10 protein-coding genes and 2 pseudogenes are annotated in these 14,889 nt (G+C 73.6%); 8 read left to right on the forward strand and 4 right to left on the reverse strand.

Annotation, left to right across the window (positions count from 1 at the left end; all coding sequences use genetic code 11):
- Positions 1 to 230 precede the first annotated feature (230 nt).
- The 3 genes and pseudogenes from B4U46_RS40240 to B4U46_RS01410 all read right to left on the reverse strand — a co-directional run.
- Positions 231 to 1,484 (reverse strand): annotated as a pseudogene (locus B4U46_RS40240) (DUF4132 domain-containing protein); the annotation flags it as partial.
- 461 nt (positions 1,485 to 1,945) lie between these two features.
- On the reverse strand, positions 1,946 to 2,341 hold the full coding sequence (locus B4U46_RS01405; RefSeq protein WP_079423306.1) for a hypothetical protein: 396 nt from the start codon (positions 2,339 to 2,341) through the stop codon (positions 1,946 to 1,948).
- Positions 2,342 to 2,408: 67 nt separating this feature from the next.
- Positions 2,409 to 3,941, reverse strand: coding sequence for an NCS1 family nucleobase:cation symporter-1 (locus B4U46_RS01410; protein WP_079423308.1), 1,533 nt, complete (start codon positions 3,939 to 3,941; stop codon positions 2,409 to 2,411).
- Between the two features lie 248 nt (positions 3,942 to 4,189).
- On the opposite strand from B4U46_RS01410, the gene B4U46_RS01415 reads away from it, so the two are divergent.
- Positions 4,190 to 4,531, forward strand: a complete 342-nt coding sequence (locus B4U46_RS01415) for a DUF1330 domain-containing protein (protein WP_079423310.1) — start codon at positions 4,190 to 4,192, stop codon at positions 4,529 to 4,531.
- 173 nt (positions 4,532 to 4,704) lie between these two features.
- Positions 4,705 to 5,026: pseudogene (locus B4U46_RS38745) on the forward strand (MFS transporter); the annotation flags it as partial.
- Positions 5,027 to 5,128: 102 nt separating this feature from the next.
- Here the strand turns inward: B4U46_RS38745 and B4U46_RS01425 are convergent.
- Positions 5,129 to 6,493 (reverse strand): NAD(P)/FAD-dependent oxidoreductase, encoded by a 1,365-nt coding sequence (locus tag B4U46_RS01425; protein ID WP_079423312.1) that lies wholly within the window; start codon positions 6,491 to 6,493, stop codon positions 5,129 to 5,131.
- 198 nt (positions 6,494 to 6,691) lie between these two features.
- Between B4U46_RS01425 and B4U46_RS01430 the strand changes: the two genes are divergently transcribed.
- The 6 genes from B4U46_RS01430 (at position 6,692) to B4U46_RS01455 (ending at position 14,855) form a co-directional block, all read left to right on the forward strand.
- On the forward strand, positions 6,692 to 7,168 hold the full coding sequence (locus B4U46_RS01430) for a tRNA adenosine deaminase-associated protein (RefSeq protein ID WP_079423315.1): 477 nt from the start codon (positions 6,692 to 6,694) through the stop codon (positions 7,166 to 7,168).
- Positions 7,169 to 7,425: 257 nt separating this feature from the next.
- A complete protein-coding gene (locus B4U46_RS01435) occupies positions 7,426 to 8,706 on the forward strand; it encodes a phenylacetate--CoA ligase family protein (RefSeq protein ID WP_079423317.1) in 1,281 nt (426 codons plus the stop codon).
- Complete coding sequence (locus B4U46_RS01440) at positions 8,703 to 10,010, forward strand: MFS transporter (RefSeq protein ID WP_079423319.1); 1,308 nt, start codon at positions 8,703 to 8,705, stop codon at positions 10,008 to 10,010. Before B4U46_RS01435 ends, B4U46_RS01440 begins: the two co-directional genes overlap by 4 nt.
- Complete coding sequence (locus tag B4U46_RS01445) at positions 10,007 to 11,155, forward strand: GNAT family N-acetyltransferase (RefSeq protein WP_167747561.1); 1,149 nt, start codon at positions 10,007 to 10,009, stop codon at positions 11,153 to 11,155. Before B4U46_RS01440 ends, B4U46_RS01445 begins: the two co-directional genes overlap by 4 nt.
- Positions 11,152 to 12,300: an acyl-protein synthase gene (locus tag B4U46_RS01450; protein WP_079423321.1), complete on the forward strand. Its 1,149-nt coding sequence runs from the start codon at positions 11,152 to 11,154 to the stop codon at positions 12,298 to 12,300. The genes B4U46_RS01445 and B4U46_RS01450 overlap by 4 nt, the downstream gene beginning before the upstream one ends.
- Entirely contained in the window at positions 12,297 to 14,855 is a 2,559-nt protein-coding gene (locus B4U46_RS01455; RefSeq protein WP_261340937.1) for an acyl-CoA reductase, read from the forward strand. The genes B4U46_RS01450 and B4U46_RS01455 overlap by 4 nt, the downstream gene beginning before the upstream one ends.
- Positions 14,856 to 14,889: the final 34 nt, after the last annotated feature.

A 14,889-nucleotide genomic window follows, 5' to 3' on the forward strand; every position in this document is an offset into this window, starting at 1 on the left:
CGCCGAACAGGCCCGCGCCGCGTCGCCACCGTCCGGGAGGGGGATGACGGGGCGCAGTGGCCCCGCTCCGGTGCCAAGCGGGGCCGCGACTCGGTGGTGTCGACGCCGTAGTCCTCGCCCTCGCCTTCGATCCAGTACTCGGCGCGCAGGCCCCACTGCGGGAGTTCACGCGTGGCGGGTGGAGCCGAGTCGTCGACGCAGAGGCGGAGCTTGTTGCGCCAGCCGCGGACCGCGGCGAGGGAGTGGAACTGGTGCTGGCGGACGATGTGCGCCGCGAACCGGTTCGAGTACGTGCCCGTCGCCCGCTCCGCGTCGGTCAGCAGGTACACCTCGCGGTGGGCCTGTTTGAAGGGCTGGGTGATCGCGTGCCGCTCCAGCCAGTCCCGCCAGGCGACGACCTCGGCGGGCTCGCGGCCGACGGGGTGCCAGAGGGTGACCTCCGTGTCGTGGCCGGCCGGCTCGACCGGCTCGTCGGCGAGGGTGCGCAGGGCGCCGTCGGCGAAGCCGGCCGCGGTGCCGTCGACCGTCCACAGCAGGCGGCGGGCGAGGCTGCCGACGAGGGGGTGGTCGAGGTAGCGGTCGCGCCAGGCGGCGTAGGACCACGTGCGGCGGGCGAGGAACTGCCGGTCCAGGCGCTCGGTCTGGGCGCCGAGCATCCTGTCGATGTCCCTGACGGCGGCCTTGAGCTCCTTCAGCTCCTCGGGGTGGTCGCGCCGGACCGCGGCGGGGACGGACTTGATCTCCTTTCCGCCGGCGGAGCGCCAGCGCAGGACGGCTTTGGGGCCCTCGATCTCCAGCAGGGCGGTGACGTCACCGAGCTGTGTCGCGCAGCGGCCGACCTCGGTCAGCCCGTAGGCGGGCACGGCCAGTTCCTCGATCTCCTCCCGGCTGAGGCCGAGCGCTGCCGCCCGGGTGTCGAGGGCGGTGTTGAGCAGTTTGAGGGTGCCCTTGTAGGTGGTGCGGGTGGCGAGCCGGGCCAGCTCGGCGAGGGCCGCCTCGCTGTCGATACGGGCGAGGGCCGTGACCGCGGCGTTGGCGACCTTGGGGTTCACGGGCCCGAGGCCGGGGACCTTCTTCAGAGAGGTCTCGACGAGGGCGCCGAGAGCGCGGGCCGTGTCCGGGTGGGCGGGCAGCAGGGCGAGGATCCGGGCGAGGCCACGCAGGGCGTTGGCGTTGCGCGGGTCGAAGACGAGGTGGGGGTCGGGCCCGTACTGCACGGTGGTGAACGCGAAGGTGCGGGGGCGGCCGACGAGCGGGAGCCAGCCGAGCACCGCCGCGCGCACGGCGTCGGTGCCGAGGGATGCGGCGAGGGTGAGAGCGGCCTTGTCCCACTGGGCCGTGGGTTTGGCCGACGTCGCGGTGGTGGCGTGGACGAGCAGGGGCAGCAGTCCGGGTTCCCCGGCGGCCTCCTTCATGGCCTGCTCGGCCCATGCCTCTCCCACGTTCAGCACGGGTTCCGTCAGCCTTTTCGCCAAGGCCGCCATCTCCGGCCGGCGGTACGCCTCCAGTGCGGATCGCCGCAGGAACGCCACGACGGGTGCCGACAGGGTTCGCCCGGCGGCCAGTTCGTGCTCGGCGGCGAACCGTGCGTCACCGTCGGACCAGCTGGAAACCTCCCTGCCGAGCTTGTCCAGCTCGGCGGTGCGCTCAGCGGCGAGCGGATCACCGGGCAGGCCCGCACCCACGGCTTGCAGGAGCCGCAACACCTTCGACCGCGGGCGCTCCTCGGAGCCGAACGTGGTGTACAGCCGGCCGAACTCTCGTGCGACGTCCGCGCGCACCGCGGGATCGAGGCCCTCCAGCAGCTCGATCGTCCGGACCCAGACGTCCCCGCTGACGGTCGCCCGGGCCGTCGCCAGGCCCAGCGCCTCGTACGCGAGCGGACCGGCCTCGCGCGCGGCCGCGTGGCCCTGGATCCTGCTCAGCTTGCCCGGCGCGTCCACGGTCAGCCACCCACCAGCGGCACGAGCTTCAGGAACGTCACCTCGACGCCGGGCGGCAGCTCCAGCTCCTCGTCCGGGTCCGTGACCTGCCGGTCCCCGACGAGCACCAGGAACCCGTTCCCCGCGAACGCGGCCAGCGCGCGCTGCGCCTGGGCCTGCGGGTCGATGCGGCGCGGGGTGCGCAGCGCGTATCCGCTCGGAACCCGCTCGGTGTCCTGCGGCTGCACGAGGCCCTGGAACATGTGCGGCTCCGCGCGCGCGTTGAACTCCGCGGCCTCCTGGAAGGCCCGCCGCCGGATCAACTCACGCACGGTGAGCCGCTCCTCGGCGATCTCGAGTCCGAAGACTGCGCCCCTGTCCCCCGTTGTCGTCTCGTCGACGACCGTCACCGTTCCCATGCCGACGACGCTACGGGGTACCACTGACAACGGCCCCTCACGGCGGCTTCCGGGCCCCGCATCGGCCTCAGGCCGGCCGGCCGTCCGCCCGGTCGGCTCCCGGTGCGCCGGGACGCGCCCCGCTCATGAGCGCCGCGTAGAGCAGCAGGGACGCGGTCAGGCCCACCGCCCAGCCGTAGTCCGCCAGCGGCTTGAGGAAGGGGATCAGGCCCGCTTCGGGGAACGGGCCCTTGCCGGGGGACGAGTGGGAGCCGCCGATGGCCAGTACCCCGCCGGCCGCGAAGGCGGCCAGGGCCCGGAGGTTCCAGCCTCCCGTGTACCAGTACGGGCCGCCCTCCTGGTAGAGGCCGGGCAGCGAGAGCCGGGTGCGGCGCACGACCCAGTAGTCCGCGATGAGGACGCCGGCCACGGCACCGAGCAGCCCGCCGACCAGGCCCAGCCAGGTGAAGATGTACAGCTCGGGGGTGGACGTCAGTTGCCACGGCATGACCAGCACGCCGACCACGCCGGTGATCAGCGCGCCCCGGCGGAAGTCGATCAGGCGGGGGGCCAGGTTGGCCAGGTCGTAGGCCGGGGAGACGACGTTCGCCGCGATGTTCACCGAGATCGTCGCGACCAGCACGGTGACCAGGGCGAACAGCAGCCCGAAGACGCTGTCGGCCTTGGCGGCGAGCTCCACGGGGTCCCAGATCGGGGCTCCGTACACCGCCTCCGAGCCGGAGGTGACGAACACCGACAGCAGCGCGAAGAGGGTCATCGTCGTCGGCAGCCCGAGGGTCTGTCCGAGGATCTGGGAGCGCTGGCCCGCGCCGAAGCGTGTGAAGTCGGGGATGTTGAGGGAGAGGGTGGACCAGAAGGCGATCATCCCCATGAGCGAGGGGAAGAAGACCGGCCAGAAGTCCGCGCCCCAGCCGAGCCGGGACGGCTGGTCGAGCAGTTCGCCGAAGCCGCCCGCCTTCACCCCGGTCCACACCAGCAGGGTCAGCGCGCCGACGATGACGAAGGGCGCGGCCCAGTTCTCGAAGCGTCGCAGGGCCTCCATCCCCCGGTAGATGATGGCGAGCTCGAGGACCCAGAAGACGACGAAGCACAGCCACAGCGTCCACGGCTCGCCGCCGATCTCGGCGGCCCCCGCCCAGCCGCCGAAGATCTTGCCGAGCAGGACGAAGATCCCGGACCCGCCGATCCAGGTCTGGATCCCGAACCAGCAGCAGGCCACGGCCGCCCGGATGAGCGCGGCCAGGTTGGCGCCGCGGACCCCGAACGAGGCGCGGGCCAGAACGGGGAACGGGATCCCGTACTTGGGGCCGGCGTGCCCGGTGAGGAGCATCGGCACGAGCACGACCAGGTTGGCGAGCGCGATGGTGAAGACGGCCTGCTTCCAGTCCATGCCGAGGGCCACCAGCCCGGAGGCGAGCAGCCAGGAGGGGATGTTGTGCGCCATGCCGACCCACAGGGCGGTGAAGTTGTACGTCGTCCACCGCCGGGCCCCGACCGGTACGGGGAGGAGGTCGGGGTTGGCGAAGCGGCCGTCGGAGGGGACTTCGCCGGGGGCGAGCTCGACGCGGTCCCCGGTCTCGGCGCTCGATTGGTCGGGCATGTGCGCACACCCCTTCGGGTCGGGTGGAGATCTCGGCCAGGACGGGGAACGGTTCACGTTTCCGCTTCCGCTTCCGCCTCCGGGAGCCACCCCATACTGTCGCCCCGGACCGCTCCGGAGCGAGAGGGATGCCGCCCCTGCGTCGGCAGGCGATTACCTCTGCGGTAATGGCCGCGCAACGGGCCGCCTGGCTACGTTCGGAGCGTTGTCCCGCACGGGGACGCGGACAGGCGGCAAAGGAACGTGACATGTCTGCTTACGGCTTCGCACATCTGCGCAACCGTCGTCATCACCCCGACATCCTGGAGTACCTGGAGCGCATCCAGGACACCCTCGATCCCTTCGACGGCCGCTTCGTCATCCACGGCCCTCCGGCCCGGGTGGTGGAAGGGGCCTGGCCCGGCAGCATGGTGCTGATCGAGTTCCCCGACCTGGCCGTGGCACAGGCCTGGTACGAGTCCCCCGCCTACCAGGAGATCCTGCGGCTGCGGACCGACCACATCGAGGGGGACCTGCTGCTGATCGAGGGTGTCGGGCCGGCGTACGACCCGCGCAAAAGGGCGGCGGTCCTTCGTACAGGAGCGGGGTGACGGCGGCGGCCGAGCCGCCGGGCGGAAGCGGGAGCGCGTCGTCGAACGCCGGGATGATTCCGCCGCCCTCCTGGGGGTGAGCGAGCTCGGTGGAAGTGCCGATGCCATCAGAGGAATCCGCAATCCCCTCCGGGGACGGGCTCGGGCCGACACCGGCACGGCGCGTCCGGGCCGCCGTTGCCGCGGCGGGTGAGGGGCTGTCGCGGTCACTGCCCGCCGCGCTGATGGGCCGGGGCGCCTCCACCTCCCGCATGCTCGGCAGGTGCGCGGCCCCGTTCGGCGCCTTCCTCGGCGGCCGGCTTGCCACCGCCTGCGACGTGCGCACCCCGCTCTACACCGCTGCCGGCCTCCTCCTGTCGATGACGGCCGTCACGGCGTCCATGACCGGCAACCGCCGGGGTCGAGGCGGCGCTGCGTGCTGCCGTCCCGGCCGGGGGTCCGGATCACGCGGCCGGCACGGAGCCCGACCGGGAGAGTGCACCCCGCCCGTCGTGACGCCCGCCGCGGAGGCGGCCTTTCCGGTCGCCGGACCCGGGGTTCCCGGCATCCCCTCCCGTGCGAGGGGATGCCGCAACCGCTCCCCTGCCCCGCGCTCCCTCAGCCGGTGGCGCGCAGGGCCGCCGTGTGGGCCCGTACCTGATCGGGGGTCAGGTAGGCGTCGCTGTGCTCGAATTCCCGCAGGGTCGGCGGCTTGGAGGCCCGCAGGCCCGTCCGGACGAAGTCGTCCCCGGCCACCGCGTTGAGCAGCCAGTTCGTCAGGACGCGCGTCTTGGCGACATTGGTCCGCAGCGCGGACCAGTGGTAGCCGCGGGCCACGGCCTGGGCCGGCAGGCCGCGCAGCGGGACCCCCAGCGGCTTGGACACCGCGTCGGTGCCGCCCAGGTCGACGACGAGTCCCAGGTCCTTGTGCACGTACGGGCGCAGCGGCCGCCGGCGCAGTGTCGCGACCAGGTTGTCCGCGAGGACGCGGCCCTGGCGCAGGGCGTGCTGGGCGGTGGGCGGGCAGAGGGCGCCCTCCTGCCCGGCGGCGAGGTCGGGGACGGCCGCGGCGTCTCCCAGCGCGAAGACCCCGGCCGCGCCGGGCACCGTCATCTCCGGCGTCACCAGCAGCCTGCCGCGCACGGTTTCCGCGCCGAGGGTGCCGATCAGGGGGCTGGCGGCCACCCCCGCCGTCCAGATGAGGGTCCTGCTGGGCAGCACCCTGCCGTCGGTCAGCGTCACCTCCGTGGGTCCGGCCTTGGCGACGCTGACGCCGAGGGAGACCTGGATGCCGCGGCGGCGCAGGATGTCCAGGGCGGCCCGCCCCAGGGAGTCGCCGAGCTCGGGCATGAGCCGGGGGGCGAGGTCGAGGAGGTGCCAGGTGATCTGGCGGGGGTCCAGCCGGGGGTAGCGCTTGACGGCGTGGTGGGTGAGACGTTGCAGGCAAGCCGCCGTCTCGGTGCCGGCGTACCCGCCGCCGACCACGACGAAGCACAGCCGGGAGGCCCGTTCCGCCTCGTCCTCGCTCGCGTCGGCCAGGTCCAGCTGGGAGATGACGTGGTCGCGCAGATAGGTGGCTTCGGCGAGGGTCTTCATGCCCCGGGCGTGCTCGGTGAGGCCGGGGATGTCGAAGGTGCGGGTGATGCTGCCGGGAGCCAGCACGAGGTAGTCGTAGGCCCGTTCCGTCAGCTCGCCGGTGATCTTGCGGATGATGCAGACCTTCGCCCGGGTGTCCACGCCGACGGCGCCGCCGGGGATGATCCGGGTGCGGTAGCGGCTGCTGCGCCGCAGGGAGACGGCGACGGACTGCGGGGTGAGCACTCCGGACGCCACTTGTGGCAGCAACGGCAGGTAGAGCTGGTAGGAGTTGGGGGTGACCAGGGCGATGTCCGCCTCGGCGGGCGCCAGCCTGCGCTCCAGCCGGCGGATGCACTCCACCCCGGCGAATCCGGCTCCCACCACGAGGATCCTCGGTCGTTCCACGGTGTCCGTCCCTTCTCTCGCCTGCCAGGTCTCCCCCGCACCTGCCCCGCCCGGGGCCGGTCTGCACGTACCGCGGGCCGCCCGATGCGGATCGGGGCGGATCGGGGGCACCCCCGGGCGGGAAGCCGGCTGCTCCGTGCGGGGTATGCCCGGCGCCATCGTGGCTGACCGGGTGGCGGGCAGGGCAGGTGTGGAGGCGTGAGAGAACACGCGAACCACCGCTACGCCGTCGCCGTCGTCCACAGCAGCGGCGGCTGGAAGTGCATCCGGCTGGAGCGCACCGCGCTGACCGGTCTCGACGAGGCGATCAGCGCCGTGCGCGAGGCCTGGACCGGCGACGCGGACGCCGTGTTCGGGTTCTTCAACGCGGACGAGGAGTTCTTCCTGATCGTGCGCCCCACGGCGGGCGGGACGGACCTGATGCTGTCGGACACCCGGGCCGCCGAGCAGCACACGCTCGCCGCCCAGGTCCTGGACGTCCTGCGCGTCAACGGGCCCGGGAAGGGGGTGGCCGGTCCTTCACCGGCCGGCGCGCTGGGCATCCTGGGCGACGCGGGCATCGGCCCGGCCGACATGGCCGCCCTCCTGCGGGCCGGTGCCCTGCCCGACGACCAGCTGCGGAGCCTGGCCGAGCAGGCGGGGTTCGGAGCCCAGTTCGAGGACGCCCGGCGGTAGGACCGTCGTCGGACTCCCGGTAGTTGAGCGGAAAATTTTATGAATGGAGCCGTGCTGGCCGAAAATATTTACCCAATTTGGTGATCGGTGCACTGATGTTTCATCATCGTGACTGAGCGTCATGTTCTGGCGTTCACCGAGCAGGCGAGGGCACCGGGGGGTCCCTCGTTCACCCCGGCCCGTCCGGCCGGAGCGTGCCCGCTCCCGCCGCGCAGAGCCGCGGCTTCCGTTCCGATCCACCACCTAGGCAAAGGCCCATGTCCGCCCTGCAGCTCTCGGACCTCATACGTTTCGCCCGTCACAACTCGCCCTTCTACCGGGACCTTTACGCGTCCCTTCCGGCCGACGCCGACCGCCTCACCGACCTGCCGGTGGTCGACCAGCAAGCGTTCTGGGCGGCCAACACCCTTCGCGACAACCGCGTGCTGACCGGCCCGCTCGGCGAGGCCACGGTCTACAAGACCGGCGGGACCACCGGGTCCCCCAAGTTCTCCGTCTACACCCGCGACGAGTGGCGCACGTTCGTCACCGCCTTCGGCCAGGGGCTCGTGGACGCGGGCCTGCGCCCGGGGCACCGCGTCGCCGACCTCTTCTACGCCGGGGAGCTGTACGCCAGCTTCCTCTTCGTCCTCGACTCGCTCGCCCACGCGCCCGTCGACAACGTCCGCCTGCCCATCGGCGGCGGCGCGCCGCCGGAGTCGACGATCCCCACGCTGCGCGACCTCGCCGCCCAGGTGCTGGCCGGCACACCGACCACGCTGTGCCGGCTCGCCGAGCAGGTCGTGTCGTCCGGTGTCCGGCTCGACGCGGTGGAGCTGCTGCTCTTCGGCGGCGAGGCCCTCTTCGACGACCAGCGGCGCCTGCTGGCCGCCGCGTTCCCGCGCGCCGAGGCCCGTTCCGTCGGATACGCCAGCGTCGACGCGGGTCTGCTCGGCCATCCCGTACCCGGCCCCGACGCCCGCGTGCACCGCCCCTTCACGCCGTACTCGGTCGTCGAGATCCTGGACGACTGCACCGGTGAGCCCATCACCGAACCGGGCCGTCCCGGCCGGGTCGTGGTCACCAGCCTCTTCCGCCGCCTGATGCCGGTCATCCGCTACCCCGCGGGCGACCGGGCCGAGTGGACCGGCACCGGGCCGGGGCACTTCCGGATACTCGGCCGCGCCGAGGAGGGCGTGCGGGTGGGTCCCGTCTCCCTCTACACCCAGGACGCCCAGGACGCCGTGGCCGCGGCGGACACCGCGGGCCAGGTGGTCGGCATGCAGCTCGTCGTCCGCCGCTGGGAGGGCCGCGACGGGCTCGTCCTGCGGCTGGCGACGTCCCCCGGTGACCACGACCGGCACGGCCGGCACGGCCGGCAGGAGCTGTCCGAGGCCGTCGTGGCGGAGCTGGAGAACGTGCGGCCGCTGTATCCCGACAGCGTGCGCGCCGGATTCGTGCACCCGCTGTCCGTGGAGTGGGTGCGCCACCGCGACCTCGCCGTCAACCCGCGCTCGGGCAAGCTCGTCCGGGTCCTCGACGAGAGGCCGACCGCATGACCACCGCCCTGCCCGAGACCGAGACCGAGACCCCGACCGGTGCCGAGGCCGCGACGGCGACGGAGACCGCGGCCGGCCGGCGGCGCGTTCCGCTGGTCCTGCGCAACCGCGCCTTCGGCGCCGTGTGGCTCGGCCAGATCCTCAGCCAGGCCGCCGTGCGGATGTTCCAGGTCGGCGTGGCCTGGTGGATCGTCGCCTACGCCGTGCACGACGCGCGCGGGCTCGCCTCCGGGCTGTTCATGGCGGCCTGCACCCTGCCCGCCGTGGCGCTGGCGCCCGTCGTGGCGGCGGCGGTCGCCCGGTGCGCGCACCGTTCGGTGCTGCGGACCGCCGCAGCCCTGGCCGGGGGCGCCTCGGGGGCCCTGGCGCTGTGGGCGTACGGCGGCGGCCTGCCGCTCGCCACCGTGTACGCGGCCGGTCTCGCCCTGGCGACCTGCCAGGCGTTCTTCGACCCCTGCCTGACCACCTCGGTGCCCGAACTCGTCGACGACGCCGACATCGAGACCGCCACCGGCTTCGAGCTGTCCACCCAGTCCCTGGCCGGCCTCGGCGGAGCGCTGCTCGGCGCCCTGACCGTCGACCGGACCGGTGTGGCCGGCCTGGCCGCCGGCTGCGCGGCCGCCTACCTCGGCGCCGCCCTCCTCGTCGCGAGCGCCCGTTTCCGCACCGTCGTGCCGGGCGCCGGAGCCGACGCGCCGGGCCCGCCGCCGCGGCGCACGCTGCGCCGCATCCTCGGGGAACTCCCCTACGTGCGAAGGATCCTGATCTGCTTCACCGCGGCGAACCTCTTCACCGCCGCCGTGTTCGTCGTCATCCCCCTCTACACCCGCTCGGTCCTCGCGGGCGGTGGCGCCACCGTGGCCCTGCTGGAGGCCGCCCTCGGCACCGGTACGCTCGTCGGCGCCTTCACCGGCACCCGCGTGCCGGGACGCCCCACGCTCGCCGGTGCCTGCTGCCTGGGCCTGATGGCCCTCGCCCTCGCGCTGCCGGGGCTGGTCGCCCACCGGGCGGTCATCATGGGCTGCCTGGCCGTGGCCGGATGGTGTGCCGGGGCCGTCAGCGTCCGCTTCGTGGCCCTCTTCCAGCGGCTGGTGCCCCCGGCCGACAAGCCCGGCTTCTTCGCCGTGATGCAGGCCGTGCTGGGCGCCTCCCTGCCCGTGGCCTCCCTGGCGTTCGGCTTCGCCGGCGACTTCCTCTCCCCGCAGGTGCTGTGCCTGGTGCAGGGCGCCGGCCTGGTCCCCGCGGCCTGCGCGCTGGCCCTGCTGAAGTCCCCCGCGGCCGGGCCCGCCGGAGGTGAGCGGTGAACCCGGTCATCACCCCCGCCGCGTGCGCGGACATCGCCGAACTGCGCCAGCTCTACTACGCCGTCTACGGACCGCACTACCCCGTGGCCCTGGGCACCGACCCGGCCGAGATGGCCCGGCTCATCGAGGACCCGCACTCGCTGTGGCTCGTCGGCCGCTGCGCGGACACCGGGGCCCTGACCGCGTCCGCCGCCATCCACGGTGAGGCGGGCAGCCGCATCGGCCGTCTGGAGGGCATCGCCGTACACCCCGGACACCGCGCGGCGGGACTGGCCGCCACCCTCACCGGGGCCCTGTGCGCGGGCATGCTGGACACGGGACGGCTCGACTCGGTGTACGCGACGGTGCGCACCGTCAGCGCCGGCCCGCAGCGCGTCGTCGCCCGCAACGGCTTCCGCCCGCTGGGCATCCTGCCCAACGCGGTGGATCTGCGCAGCCGCGAAAGCCTCGCACTCTACGCGCGTCACTCCGCCGGGGTGCTGGACCGCCGGATCCCCGTCACCGAAGTGCCCGCCCCGCTCCTGCCGTTGCTGCGCACCGCGGGGGCCGCGCTGGGCATCGGCTACTCCGGGGTGCGGGCCGCCGCCGGCCCGCACCCGGCCCCGCCCGCGCGGCGGGGCGACGGGGTCCGGCTGGAGATGATCGAGGCGCCGGCCTTCGTACGCCGCCGCTTCCGCGAGCGGTTCCCGAGCGCCGAGGGCTGGTTCTACCCGCTGCACACCCCGAACGTGCTGCTGACCCCCGAGGACGGCCGTTTCGAGGTCTACGCCTACCTCAACCGCGCCGGGGGGTACTGCTCCCTGCTCACCGCCCACCCCGACCCGGCCGCCGCTTCCGCGTGCCTCGAACCCGTCACCCGGGCCCTGGCCCGGGCGGGAGCGGGCTACGTCGAGGCTCTGGTTCCGCTCGCCCACCACGAGGTCCTCGCGGCCTTCCTCGCCGAGGGGTTCGTCGCGGGGGCCGTCTACCCGGCGATGCGCGCGGACGGCGACGGCTTCCACGACTACGCCGTCCTGTCCCGCTCCAGCGAGCGCATCGACTTCCGCGGCGTCGCCGTCGAACCGCCCCTCCAGCCCTATCTGGACTGCTACGTGTCGGCCTGGGCGTCGACACACCTGCCCACGTCATCCGAGGTTGCCCCATGAACCCCCATCTCGCGCCGGTCGCCGTACCCGACCCGGCCCTCCTGCCGCACGTACAGCAGCTGTGCGACCTGACCGACCCGTACGCCTTCGGGCCCGCCGAGGACGAGCTGTTCGCCGCCGCCATGGCGGAGACCAACGCCTGGCACGTCGAACGCTCCCCCTTCTTCCGCTCCCTGTACGAGGCCACTCCCCCGGCACATCCGTACCGGACACCGCTCGTCCACGCGAACTTCTTCAAGCGGCACGAGGTCCTGTCCGTCCCCCGCGAGGACGTCGAGCTGCACCTGACCTCCTCCGGCACCACCGGCCAGAAGTCGCAGATGTTCTTCGACCACTGGACGATCCGCTCCGCCCAGCGGATGGTCGCCCGGATCTTCGAGCGCAACGGCTGGATCACCCCCGACCAGGAGGTCAACTACCTCCTGTACAGCTACGAGCCGGCTCCCTCCCTCAACCTCGGGACCGCCTTCACCGACAACTACCTGTGCGACTTCGCCCCGGCGCGCAGCGTCGAGTACGCCCTGCGCAACACCGGCGGCGACCACGAGTTCGACCCCTTCGGCTGCATCGCCGCCCTGCGCCGCTTCGAGCGGGAGGACGCCCCGGTCCGCATCCTCGGCTTCCCGGCCTTCCTCTTCTTCACCCTGGAGCGGATGCGGGCCATGGGGCTGCCCCCGCTGCGCCTGCCCGAGGGCTCCCTCGTCGTCCTCGGCGGCGGCTGGAAGGGGCACTCCGACCGGCGCATCGGCAAGGAGGAGCTGTACGCACGCGTCACCGGGCAGCTCGGGATCCCTGGCGAGCGGATCCGGGACACCTTCGGGTCGGTGGAGCACTGCATCCCGTACATCGAGTGCGACCACCACCGGCTGCACGCCCCCGTGTGGTCCCGGGTCACGATCCGCTCCACGCGCACCCTCGAACCCCTGCCGTACGGGGAGCGGGGCTACCTGCACCTGGTGTCGCCGTACATCACCTCGGTGCCGGCGCAGAGCGTGGTCATGGGCGACCTCGCCTCCCTCCACCCCGGCGAGGCCTGCGGGTGCGAGCTGAAGACCCCCTGGTTCACCGTCCACGGCCGTGCCGGGGTGAGCCGCAACCGCAGCTGCGCGGTGGCCGCAGCGGAACTGATGAAGGGCATGGCGTGACCGTGACGAAGAGCATCACCGAGGCCGCGCACGAGCAGGACGGCGACGCCGGCGCGCACCACTACTGGCAGGGTGCCTTCATCGGCGACGAGGAGGCCGGACGGCGCCTCGCCGCCCTGCCGGCCGCCGTCGAGGCCGCGCTGGCCACGGTACTGGACACCGAGACCGTGCTGGCCGCCTGCGACGCCCTCGCCACCGCCCTGGGCGACCCGGCCCACCCCGTACACACCCGGCTCGCCGCACACCTGCCCCCAGAAGAGGACCCGGCCGTCCTGGCCGAGCTCGGTGGCCTGCTGGGCCGGCGGGAGCTGACCCGCAAGCTGCGCCGCGAACTCGGCGGCGCGGCCCCCGGCCGGCTGGACCGGCCCGATCCCCGCGAGAGCGTCTACGAGGCGTGGGCACCCGTCGGCCTGGTCGCCCACATCGCCCCCGGCAACGCCACGACGGTCGCTCCGCTGAGCATCGTCGAGGGGCTGCTGGCCGGGAACGTCAACGTCCTCAAGACCAGCAGCGCCGACACGCTCCTGACCCAGCACCTGATGGCCGAGCTGGCGGCCCTCGATCCCAGCGGGGCGCTCGCCGCACGGGTCATCGTCCTGCGCTTCCCGTCCTCCCGGCAGGAGTGGCTGCGCCTGATGTGCGCGCCCGCGGACGCCGTCGCCGTGTGGGGCGGGGAGGACGCCGTCCAGGGGGTGGCGGCCCATGTGCCGGCCGGATGCCGGCTGGTGGAGTGGGGACACCGGATCTCCTTCGCGTACCTGACGGGCGACGCCTGGTCGGATCCGGGCACGCTCGACGCCCTCGCGGACGACGTGTGCCGGCACGAGCAGCAGGCCTGCTCCAGCCCCCAGGTGGTCTACCTCGACACCGAGGACGAGGCGGAGGTGTTCGCCTTCGCCGAGCGGTTCGCCGCCGTCCTCGCGACCCGCCCGCCGGCGGCGGACACCGCTTCGGGGGGCGGAGCGGACCCCGCCGAGGCGGCCGAGCTGACGACGACCGAGCTGGTGGCCCGGCTGGAGGAACACCTGGGCCTGACCCGGGTGTTCGCCGCGTCCGACGGCTCGTGGCGGGTCATGGCCGACACCCGGTCGCCGCTCACGGCCTCGCCGCTGCACCGCAGCGTGTGGGTCAAGCCGCTGGCCCGCAGGCAACTGATCGCCACCCTGCGCCCGATGCGCCGCTACCTGCAGACGGCGGGCATCGCGGGCAGCCGGTCCGACATCGCCGAGCTCTCCCGCACCGCCCTGGCGGCGGGCGTCACCCGCGTCACGCCGGTCGGCGCCATGACGGCGAGCTACGCGGGCGAACCGCACGACGGCGTCTACGCCCTCCAGCGCTACAGCCGCCGCGTCGCGGTTCAGGCCGACCCGGCCCGGTTCGCCACGACCGCCTGCCTCGACGACCTGGTCCGGCCCGTCGTCCTGCCGCCTCCGGCGGGCCCCCTGCTGGGCAAGGAGGACGTCCAGGGACCGGCCCGGGAGCTGGCCCGGGCCGATGCCGAGCTGTACTTCCGCAGCGGCGGCAGCACGGGCGCTCCCGCCCTGTCGGTCTTCAGTTACGACGACTACGACACCCAGATGCACGCCGCCGCCCGCGGCCTGCTCGCCGCCGGCTACGACCCGGCCGGGGACCGCACCGCCAACCTCTTCTACTGCGGCGGCATGTACGGCAGCTTCATCAGCTTCTTCTCCGTACTGGAACGGCTCGGCGGGGTGCAGCTGCCCCTGGCGGCGGGAGCGGACCACCGGGCCACGGTCCGGGCCATCGTCGAGCACCGGGCCGACACCCTCTTCGGCATGCCCTCCTACCTGTGGCAGCTGCTCCACGCGGAGGCCGACGCACTGCGCGCCTACGGGGGCCTGCGCAAGGTCTTCTACGGCGGCGAGCACTTCACGCGGGAGCAGCAGCGCACGCTGAAGGCGGAGTTCGGCATCGAGGTCATCCGCTCGATCACCTACGGAAGCACCGACCTGGGCCCGCTGGGCTACCAGTGCGCGGACAGCTCCGGCGGCGTCCACCACCTGCACGCCGACCTCCACACCATGGAGATCGTGGACCTGGCCGAGGACCGGCCCGTGGCCCCGGGTGAGACGGGCCGGCTGGTCTTCACCACGCACGCCCGGCGCGGCCAGCAGCTGGGCCGCTACCTGATAGGCGACCTCGGCCGGGAGGTGCCGGGCCGCTGTCCCTGCGGCCGGCGGGCTCCCCGGTTCGAGCTGATGGGCCGCACCGGCGACGTGATGCGGGTGGCCACGCACTTCCTGAACCACCGCCGCTTCCTGGCGCTGGCCGAGGAGCAGGGCGGCCACCGCGGCGAGTTGCAGATCAGGCTCGACGGCACGCAGGCGCGCGAGCGGCTGACCGTACGGGTGGAGCGGGGGCCGGCGACGGACCCGCAGCGGCTGCGCCAGGTCTTCCTGTCCGGCTATCCGGAGCTCCGTTCGGCAGTGACCGAGCGGCTGCTGGACCTGGTGGTCGAGGCGGTCGACGGCCCGTCGCTGGACCGCAGCCCGACCAGCGGCAAGCTCCTCGCGGTGGTGGACGCGCGCCGCTAGGCCGCGGCGGAGGCCGTCGAAGGAGGTGTCCTGC

It is taken from the genome of Streptomyces katrae (assembly GCF_002028425.1).
GTDB classification, from domain to species: domain Bacteria; phylum Actinomycetota; class Actinomycetes; order Streptomycetales; family Streptomycetaceae; genus Streptomyces; species Streptomyces katrae_A.

Coding starts and splice junctions, on each gene's coding strand:
- B4U46_RS01440 (WP_079423319.1), top strand. CDS start 8,703: ATGACCACCGCCCTGCCCGAGACCGAGACCGAGACCCCGACCGGTGCC.
- B4U46_RS01435 (WP_079423317.1), top strand. CDS start 7,426: ATGTCCGCCCTGCAGCTCTCGGACCTCATACGTTTCGCCCGTCACAAC.
- B4U46_RS01450 (WP_079423321.1), top strand. CDS start 11,152: ATGAACCCCCATCTCGCGCCGGTCGCCGTACCCGACCCGGCCCTCCTG.
- B4U46_RS01410 (WP_079423308.1), bottom strand. CDS start 3,941: ATGCCCGACCAATCGAGCGCCGAGACCGGGGACCGCGTCGAGCTCGCC.
- B4U46_RS01415 (WP_079423310.1), top strand. CDS start 4,190: ATGTCTGCTTACGGCTTCGCACATCTGCGCAACCGTCGTCATCACCCC.
- B4U46_RS01405 (WP_079423306.1), bottom strand. CDS start 2,341: ATGGGAACGGTGACGGTCGTCGACGAGACGACAACGGGGGACAGGGGC.